Annotated in this window: 7 protein-coding genes; all 7 read right to left on the reverse strand. The window is 40.7% G+C overall.

The genetic code is table 11. The features are described from left to right. Positions 1-20: 20 nt before the first annotated feature. On the reverse strand, positions 21-1307 hold the full coding sequence (locus BQ7314_RS06035) for a transposase (protein ID WP_174482200.1): 1287 nt from the start codon (positions 1305-1307) through the stop codon (positions 21-23). 211 nt (positions 1308-1518) lie between these two features. Then, positions 1519-1953 carry a sugar-binding protein gene (locus tag BQ7314_RS06040; RefSeq protein WP_174482799.1) on the reverse strand — a complete coding sequence of 145 codons (435 nt, stop codon included), beginning with the start codon at positions 1951-1953 and terminating at the stop codon, positions 1519-1521. A gap of 53 nt (positions 1954-2006) precedes the next feature. Beyond that, positions 2007-3710: a glycosyltransferase family 2 protein gene (locus BQ7314_RS06045; protein WP_174482800.1), complete on the reverse strand. Its 1704-nt coding sequence runs from the start codon at positions 3708-3710 to the stop codon at positions 2007-2009. Further along, a complete protein-coding gene (locus BQ7314_RS06050) occupies positions 3703-5184 on the reverse strand; it encodes a glycosyltransferase family 2 protein (protein WP_174482801.1) in 1482 nt (493 codons plus the stop codon). The genes BQ7314_RS06045 and BQ7314_RS06050 overlap by 8 nt, the downstream gene beginning before the upstream one ends. 49 nt (positions 5185-5233) lie before the next feature. Continuing rightward, complete coding sequence (locus BQ7314_RS06055) at positions 5234-6127, reverse strand: glycosyltransferase family 2 protein (RefSeq protein ID WP_174482802.1); 894 nt, start codon at positions 6125-6127, stop codon at positions 5234-5236. Between the two features lie 186 nt (positions 6128-6313). After that, a complete protein-coding gene (locus BQ7314_RS06060) occupies positions 6314-7381 on the reverse strand; it encodes a S1 family peptidase (protein WP_174482803.1) in 1068 nt (355 codons plus the stop codon). A 308-nt stretch (positions 7382-7689) separates the two neighbouring features. Next, complete coding sequence (glf, locus tag BQ7314_RS06065; RefSeq protein WP_174482804.1) at positions 7690-8847, reverse strand: UDP-galactopyranose mutase; 1158 nt, start codon at positions 8845-8847, stop codon at positions 7690-7692. Between the last annotated feature and the right edge of the window lie 489 nt (positions 8848-9336).

Raw genomic sequence — 9336 nt, forward strand, 5'->3', positions numbered from 1 at the left:
TAACGGTGTCCGACATTTTATTACAGATATGCCATCAAAACAGGTCGGAGCTTGCGCTCAAAGAGCCATGTGGCGCTTTTCTTTAGGAAATTGTTTTTTAAGAACCGCCAAGCTTGTTTGGTAATCTTAGATAGTTTTCTAAAAAAAGCACGATTATAATTGCCTTCCCAGTCAATACAGTATGCGGTTTCTTTTGCTTCATGGCGTTTTTGTTGTGTTTGATGGTCTTCTTCCAAGCCCATCTCCTGTCCCTTTTTATTTAGAAATAAGCGCATGAGTATATGTGTAACCAATGCCAATAAAGCTTGTTGCTCAATAGCAATAGGTGATTTCCCCCATGCTTTGGCATTAGCCATATCTGTTTTGTAATTATCAAAATATTTTTCTTCATCCCAGCGTCGGTGATAAAGAAAAGCAATCATACCAGGTGACAATGTAAAATCATTACTGAGATATTCATAAACTTTGCCGTCAGGCGATACGAATTGTATTAATCGCCAAACTTGTTTTGAGCTATTAAGTTGAATTTTCCTATCAGACACAATATTCTCATTAACTGCCGACTGTTCAACATGACTTTCCTCAAGAATTTGATATTTGAAAGTCGATTTCATTCGTGTAATCACTGTCACATCGTATTTTGTTTTACGTAAATCCCAATAACGCGCTTCAATAAAGGCGCGGTCAACCACAAAAAGTGCATTTTTTTTGCAAGTCCAGTGAGAACCTTCCCAGCTTTCTTTGATAAAGCGCATTTCATCAATAGAGCGAGTTTCTGTCTGACTATCAATGGCAATCCCTGCTCGCATATCATAGGTCGTCATATTCATGTGCCCTTTCTTATTATCAGTCCCACCCTGGCCTGGATAAATCGGTTGATAATGACTTGATTCATTTTGATAACTCGCATCTATGGCAAAAATAGAGCGCATCCCCAACTCTTCTTTTCCCGAAAACCTGTCGGGCAGTTCATTTCTTGCAGAAGTCACCAAGACTTGGACAGCCTGTTTCAATATTTTGCTGCGTGATGAATTGGCTAATGCATCTGACCATGTTGAGCGGGCTAAGGGGGCTTTTTCAGCGGTGTCATCAATGTCGAATAAAGATTGAATTTGTTCTCGTAGTATCTTTGTTCCCTGAAATTGACGTAAGCAGCCTAATAAAATAAAAAACTCAGCAGAGAGTACAGAATATTTTTGGCGTGAAAAGCGAACTTTATCTAGGGCTTTTTGCATGGGCAAGAACCATTCTCCCAAAACGGTGTTATCCATCAGTGTGGATTGCAAGCTATCTAATCTTTTTGACATTATTTAAGCGTAAGTGACTGATTATAAATGGTAATACGCAAACAAATCCTATTCGACCTGTCAAGCCTTTTTTTGCATTATTTTCAATCAATTAGAACGCCTGTCCTTCCCTCTGAGCGCCACTTTTTCGTGCAATTGAATTCCGTAAAAGTTGGTTTTTACACCTTAGGAAACTTATTATCACCCATAGATTTGATGTATGTCTACCATCTTATGTATTGTTGCGGACACCGTTACTAATAGGGTTGGCAAAATTACCGATATTTAAAGCAAGGAAGCGATCTGTGCTTTGTAAATGAGTCTCTTTAGATAGGTTTAAATCAAAATACCACTCAATAGAATCATCATCAAAAGTGTCCCAAATATTTCCTGTGCCATTACCTGAGCCATCGGCCCAAAGCTGTTGGTCTTCAACATCAGCGGCAAGATAGAGATACTTAGCATCGTGAGCATAATAAAGTTTAATGCCACGTTTACCATGGAAGGCGCGGCTTAGGTTGGCGGCTTGTTTTCCAGGCCACTCTTGTTCATTGATTATGCCATCAATAGTAGGGCTTGCTTGTAAGGCATGGACACTATGAGGAGCAGAAAATGCAGGAGTTAGAACGACAGTTAGCAGTGTGCCTATCAGAAGTTGTCTATGCATAAATCATGTCCTTTTAATTGATGGGCTTGTAAGATGGTATTTTTTACTGGAATTTAGCAATTAAAGCATTGCCATAATAGTTGGGAGCTTAAATTATCATAGGCTTCAAAGAAACCTAAGCTTTTACATTCTAATTCATAGGGGCTAATAAAACTGATGGATTCATCATAAATTGTTAAATTAGGATGGTAAAAAGGATCGGGCTGATCAAGTATATTTTTCCAAAATAGCCATAACCGTTTAAAATCTTGCTCAAGCCAAGCTGCGTGCTGATGAGGGCAAGGGAAAGGAAATTTTGCTTGCGCTAGGGGAGATACTAAATGAGTTAGTGTTTTATGATTTGCTAATTGCAGTGCTAAATGAACGTCAAAGCCTTGTGTGATATAGCCACAATCAAATAATCCCGCCTGCATAAATAAATCTTTTTTGACTGCCATTAATTGCCATGGGACCGCAGTAACTTCATGGGTAATGCCCATCCACCCGCCATAACCTAAATCATTGGCATGGCAAGCATAATGCCAACGCCCAGCACAGCCACGCAGCCCTAAAGTTAGCCCACAACTGTATAATTTATGATCACTATAGCGAAGCTTCCCTGTGACTAAACCTATATGCTCACGGACGCAATGACCTAATAATTCAGTAATACATTCAGGCTCTGGTTGTAGCTGGCCATCAGCAAAAATTAATATATCGCCGCGTGCTTTAATGGCTAAGGTATTAAGCCGTTCGGGAATTGAATGATGGCTATTATGACAGATTAAAATTTCGTCATTTTTATGTTGCTGCCACAGCGCTTCAATATCACCTTGAGATGTCTCTGCTTCGGCCAAAAGAAGTATAGACGTTTTAGGGCGCTGTACTAATGGGTAGCTTAAATTATGATAACCTTCAAAGGGTGTGACTTTGATAATGGCTGGTGATTTGTGACGTTGTAAGTAATCTTGAACAGCAGCAATGCCTTTACCATGTGCATCGGGTTTTGCTGCCGCACCTGCAGCTAAGGAGTTAGAGTGTAAGCGCATATGATACAGTACATCAGGAATATGCTGTATCTGTGATGTTTGCTCAGTCGCTCTTAATAATAAGTCATAATCTTGAGAGCCATCATAGTGGCTTCTTAACCCGTCTAGCCGATTAAAGAGTGAGCGACGCATCACGACAGGGTGGTGTATATAATTAGTACAAAGTAACTTTTCTAAAGAAAAATCAGGTTTAAAGCCTGGGTGTATGCGTTGGTAATCCGCATTAAAACGATCTTCATCGGCATAAATAATATCAGTTGCAGTCTTTTTTTGTAGTCGCTGAGCAAAGGCAGATAAGGCATAAGGATTTAAAAGGTCATCATGATCTAGAAAGACTAGAAATTCTCCAGCAGCTATACTCGCAGCACGGTTGGTTGCAGTAGAAATCCCCGACTGTTGGCTTGCTAAGCTGATCTTGATTCGCTCATCTAACGCCTGGTTTTTATGTAATAAGGCAATAGTCGCAGGCGCAGAGGCATCGTCAGCTAAGATAAGTTCCCAATCGGCAAAAAACTGACTGCGCACCGAGTTAATACATTCTTGCAACCATTGATCTGGCGGATTGTGCACAGGAACAACAACAGAAAACAATAAGTGTTTATGATGACGTACAGGATAGTGGCTAGGTGCGTGTTTCTCACGTTCTAAGCACCATGCTCGATAGCCACCACTTAGTTCACCCTCTCCTAAATGTACGGGTGCAACAGGTGGATAATAAATGTCAGTCATCCGGTTTTAACCTAGCATAAGGCTGCCCTACTTCAGGGTTTATCCCGATAGTTTTTAATAACTCGCCGGCTTCCGTTGGTGGGGTACCTGCTGGAAACGGTTTGCGGAAATGATGCAGTGTGAATGATGCTGCTAATAGACCAATAGGTAACGAAATTAAATGTGCAACCGCCGCAATATAAGGGTGGCTGGCTGCTAAATAGAGCGCATCATTATGGAAAATTGCGGCTTGTTTGCCGCACATAGCACTAGGTCGCCTCGCTTCCATCGTTGCATCTGTAATAACGAGATCATATTTTTGTTGTAATAAGCGGGGCAAAATACACAAGGGCTTAATAAATCCTACTTTTCGGGTAAAGACTTGGGTGTAGCTTGGATTATCTTGATGCGAAGATGCACGGTGTTCATCACATAATATATCCACAGTTGCAGAGCTATGTAAGGTTTTGAGAGATCGTAAAATGTCTGCTTCAAAGTCTTCAATAGAAATATCAATTAAAATTCGTTTTACTGCATGCTGTTTAAAAAAATGAGCATTTAATTGCGTACGATTTTTGGCAAATGTAATCCATGAGTCCCAGTTGCCAAACTTCCCTTGCCAAGCATCTTTAAAGGCGCACACCAAAGTCTGTTTGATTTCAACATCGCCCACTAAAGCACTATAAAAAATGCGTCGGCTCAAACGCATTAAAGCAATAAAGAGAGATTTTAACTCTCCTTTTGCGCGATGATTAGCAATCAAACGTAAGCCATTGCGCTGGAAAAAATATAAACGCATGGGGGCAAAAGGCTTTGCCCAAGGGAAATCATGAAAAGCTTTAGCATTAGTCAGGCAAGCCCCTTTTTTATGAAAGGTTTTACGCAACCGCAAGCAAAGATCGACATCATCACTAAAGATAAAATAAGCCCAATCCAATACACCCATTGTGCGTAACGCATCCGCACGTACCATAAGGCAACAAGCACTTGCATAATCAATATCTAAGATAGGGGGTAAGTCAGGGTTTACCTGAAAGCGATACCAAGCTTCAACGGGGTTGGTACGGTTAAAATTAACACCGCCTCCAGCTTCTTGGAGTGTATCGGGCTGAGAGGAAATATAAATGCTTGGAGCAGCAAAAATATACTCAGGATGAGTATCTAAAAAATCAGTTAATTGAGCAATGCAATCCGCCTCTGGAAAAGCGTCATCATCAATAAATATTAAGTGCTCGCAGCCGCTGGATAACGCAGCCAGCGCAGCACAATTAAACCCCCCGCAGCCTCCTAAATTAGCAGGGCTTTCTAATAAAGATACCTGAGGGAATTGCTTGCGAATTGCTTCAGCGGCTCCGTCTGCTCCATTGTTTTCTGTAACAAAAGTAGGGATATTTTGTTGTTCTAGTGAGGCAATAAGTTTTAACACAGGAACGCGATGGTTGTACGTAACAATAGCGGCCGCTACCTTAGGAAAGTTTAATGAAAGTGAAGTCATAAGCAATAAAAATTAAAAGGGTTGGGTGCTATAAAAAACGGTATGTAATTTACAGTTTTTTTAATAATTGATGGAATAAGCTATTTTGTCGAAAGAAAGATTTCCCTTGCTGCTGGAGGGGGTAAGGTAATATCGTTTTTTGTATAGGCGAGCATAATCCCGCTTTTAGTGCTCTGCAATAATGCCTTACCTCATGAAAAGAAATTGCACGTACCAAGCCAATGATAATACGCGAGCCAAGCATATACGTAGCTAGAGGCTGAGGATAATAACGACGTATCAGCCACAAAGTATTGCGTGTCGGAAAAAAGACTCTACGCCAACCTGGTCGTTGGCTTGGGGAGCCGCGGTGAATAACGACAAAGTCAGGGTCATAAAAAATCTCATAGCCCTGCAGGCGCACTTGAAAGCAAACATCAATTTCATTTTGATAAAGAAAGAAATCATCAGGATACCAGCCGATTTTAGCAAATAAATCACGCCGGATGATAAAGCCGCAACCAATGAAAAAAGGTGAAACACCAGGGGCTGCATTTTTAGGTAAATGCCAGCTCCATTGTGGACTGCCATCTGGCATTTGGATATGCGCAGCAATAACGCCTATGTCTTTACGTCGCTCTAATAGCGCTAGCGCATGATCTATACCGGCAAGGTTCGCAGGGCAAGAATCATCATCTAGGACTAATATATATTGACCGCGAGCACGATTAAAGCCAATGTTATATCCAGCAATACCCGTATTATCGGGTAAGGAAATGCTGATTATATGGGTTTGAGCCTGTAAATATTCATTAGTCCCATCCTTCGATCCGTTATCGACCGCTATCAGCTCAATATCAGGGCGTTCAGAACATAATTTCTGTAGTGCTAGGCAGGTAAACTGAGTCTCTATTAACTTATTAAAGTTAAGGAAAACAATACTTAATTTAATAGGGGAACTCATGTAGTAAAAAATGCCTAATAGTGGTGTTTAAGGGGTGAAATAATAGGGATGGTTAAATGCTCAAATCTTATTGTTCTAACATAGGATATATTGATAACTGTAGGGCGTGGCTTTAGCCCGCCTAAATTCGAGCCAATAGTATTGGCGGGCTAAAGCCACGCCCTACGATACAAACAAGCTACAAGCCTAAGGAATAACAAAATGCTCAATATTTGAATAGTCACTCAAGCAATTATTGTTGTAGCTCGTAATGGCAACATAATAAGCACTGCCTGAAACTAAGTCAGCATTAAAATGAGTGAGTAAGTTCATATCCATGCTAGCAATATACTGGGCACCGGGATAAGGCGCATAATTTAAACGATAGCTAGCCACACCACTCCCACTATTCCAATCAAGGCCGACCATATTAGCATTAATATCGAGTCTTAGCGATGGGCTGGCTGGGATTTCTTGGACACTACAGATTTGACTGGAAATAAATTCTGCATAGTTTTTTGTCCGCGTATAGACACCATAAGTTCCCAGTTCTGCGCAGCCATTGCCCCAGCTAGTGATGCCAGCTTGTCGCCAAGTATGGCTTTCAGAATCGAAAACAATGAGAGGGCCGCCACTATCCCCCGAGCAGGTATCTCTCAACCCTAGGCCATCTCCAGCGCACAGCATATCGTCACTAATATCCTCGTTCATGCTGAATGAACAAGTAGTATTGCTCACTAGAGGTAATACAACCTGACGTAAATCCAACGGAAACAAATCTCCAGAACTAATGACAGCTCCCCAACCTAGGGCAAAGGCTGATTTTCCAGGTGCATCTTGATTAGAATAAGGCGAAACTAGCTGAATAGGTTGAATCTGCGAAGCAGACTTTAATTTGATTAAAGCCAAATCATTATCTAAGGTAATACTATTATACTGTGGGTGAAGCACGATACGCTCTACGGCAATACGTTCGCCAGTATCAGCATCTAATTGAGCTTGATTAATAATGACATCAAAATCAGCGGGAGACTGACCAACAACACAATGGCCCGCGGTCAGCACCCAGTCTTTAGCAATAAGGCTGGCACCACAAAATACCGCTGCAGCCGAAGCATTTTTAGGGGTTAAGCCAGCCATCCAAGGCCACAAATCTGCCTGAGAGGTCGTGCCACCTATAATGCGTGGCATTATTTGACTTGGGCTTCCAGTGACTAAGCTGGAAAATACTAGGGTGGTAAGAAAGAAAAATTTAATGAATAAGTGATACTTCATAGTAACTCCTTGAAGCTGCTTATATTTAAAGTGGTGGTCGAGAGCCAAAAAAATAATGGACAAAGACAGATGAATATGTTCTTTTAACTGAGGGGTGAGCTAGGTTCTAGGGTTCTAGGAATCTCATAAAAATTCTCATACCCAATCATTATAATTTGGCTATAAAGAATGAACTTATCGGGGCGCAGCGCTTTAGCCTGCTATTTTAGGCTACGAAGGCAGGTTAAAGCACTGCGCCCTACAGCTATTATTCTTAACTTAATAGCTGCTGTGCTCTAAAGCCGCTAAGTTCATTTTTTTAAGGTTCCCTACTCGAACTTATCAGCAAATACAGCCAAAGCCCGCGCCACGATATCATCCATATCATAATAGCGGTTCTCAGCTAAACGTCCCACCAAAGTCACGTGCTCAAATTTTTCTGAAAAATTCAAATAGCGATCTAGGATAGCCTTATTCTCTTCAGTAAAAACCGGATAGTAAGGGATATTCTTTAGTGGATTATTGCGCTCAAAGTCTTGTGGAAACTCTTTAACTATAGTTGTTCCTGCAATAGTCTGCTGACTAATATGCTTAAACTCCGTAATCCGAGTAAAATCATAATCATTTGGATAGTTAATTGTCGTTTTAGCTTGATACTGATCACAAGGCAAATGTTCAAACTGAAAATTCAGCGAACGATAAGGTAATTCGCCAAAGCGGCCCTTAAAGAGTTCATCAATTAAGCCTGTAAAAATTAATTCACCTTTAAATTCACTGCCTAATAATTGCATAGCACCCGAATCTAAATCAAGACGAAAGACATCGCTAAAATCAGTATTAAGCATGACGCTAATATTTGCATGATTTAGCATATTTTCAAAAATACGGGTATAGCCGTGTGTAGGAATGGCTTGATACTTATCCTGAAAATAGCGATTATCACGGGAAATAAAGACAGGCACACGGCCCGTTACCTCAGGGCTAATATCCTCAGGTTTTTTGCCCCATTGCTTAGCCGTATAATTAACGAAAATTTTCTCGTAAATAAAATCAGCCAAAAATTTAAGCTCGGCATCATCAATTTCACGTAACTCTAAAATAGGAACTTTCGTACCATAGCCAAAACGCGTAATTAATTTTTTCTCTAATGAAGTCGCCAAAGAGGCCGGTAATAAAGCATGCAAACTATTAAGATTAAATGGTACCGGCACTTGTTGGCCATCAATAAAACCCAGCACCTCATGCTGATACGGTCGCCACTGAGTAAATTGGCTAAGATAATCAAACACGGCTTTATTATCTGTATGAAATAAATGCGGGCCATACTGGTGTATTAAAACACCGTGATCATCGAAGCGATCATAGCAATTACCGCCTATATGTTGGCGTTTATCAATAACCAGCACGCGCTGTTTTTTTTGTGTTGCCAAGCGTTCAGCTAAGACAGAGCCAGCAAAGCCAGCGCCTATTATAATGGTGTCAAACATAGTGCAAGAAAGGTCAATTGAAAAGTTTAAGTTGGCGTAAGGCTTAGCTGTTTTTGAAGGTCACAAGCTATAAATTAATTAAAGTATGCGCAAGGCAAGCTTACTTCCTAGTCATTCATCAAAGCTCTTGGCTTCTGAATAAGAAATCGTCAGTATTATATACAAAATTAAGCTAAGTTGCTTTTTAGGGGGGACATGAATCGAGCCAAGGTGTAGTGAACCCAACTCAGAACATAGGGTTAATCGCTTGTGCGGCGTATTTTAATGAAACGCAAATAGGAACAATGCAGGTACTAAAATCAAGAAGATGCAAACAACTATAGTAACTTCTCATTATCCACAGGCAAATATTAAAAAATTGCTTTACAATATATTCTATGAACTCGCCTAAACCGAAACTGCCAGAGATAAATGAAGAAGATCGCACGCCGCTAGTGGATGTGCTGTTGGAAGTGCTTGCCTGGCAACAAAAGCAGATTGATAAGTTAG

The sequence above is a fragment of the methanotrophic endosymbiont of Bathymodiolus puteoserpentis (Logatchev) genome (assembly GCF_900128525.1).
Lineage (GTDB): Bacteria > Pseudomonadota > Gammaproteobacteria > Methylococcales > Methylomonadaceae > Methyloprofundus.

Coding starts and splice junctions, on each gene's coding strand:
- glf (WP_174482804.1), bottom strand. CDS start 8,847: ATGTTTGACACCATTATAATAGGCGCTGGCTTTGCTGGCTCTGTCTTA.
- BQ7314_RS06045 (WP_174482800.1), bottom strand. CDS start 3,710: ATGACTGACATTTATTATCCACCTGTTGCACCCGTACATTTAGGAGAG.
- BQ7314_RS06060 (WP_174482803.1), bottom strand. CDS start 7,381: ATGAAGTATCACTTATTCATTAAATTTTTCTTTCTTACCACCCTAGTA.
- BQ7314_RS06055 (WP_174482802.1), bottom strand. CDS start 6,127: ATGAGTTCCCCTATTAAATTAAGTATTGTTTTCCTTAACTTTAATAAG.
- BQ7314_RS06040 (WP_174482799.1), bottom strand. CDS start 1,953: ATGCATAGACAACTTCTGATAGGCACACTGCTAACTGTCGTTCTAACT.
- BQ7314_RS06050 (WP_174482801.1), bottom strand. CDS start 5,184: ATGACTTCACTTTCATTAAACTTTCCTAAGGTAGCGGCCGCTATTGTT.
- BQ7314_RS06035 (WP_174482200.1), bottom strand. CDS start 1,307: ATGTCAAAAAGATTAGATAGCTTGCAATCCACACTGATGGATAACACC.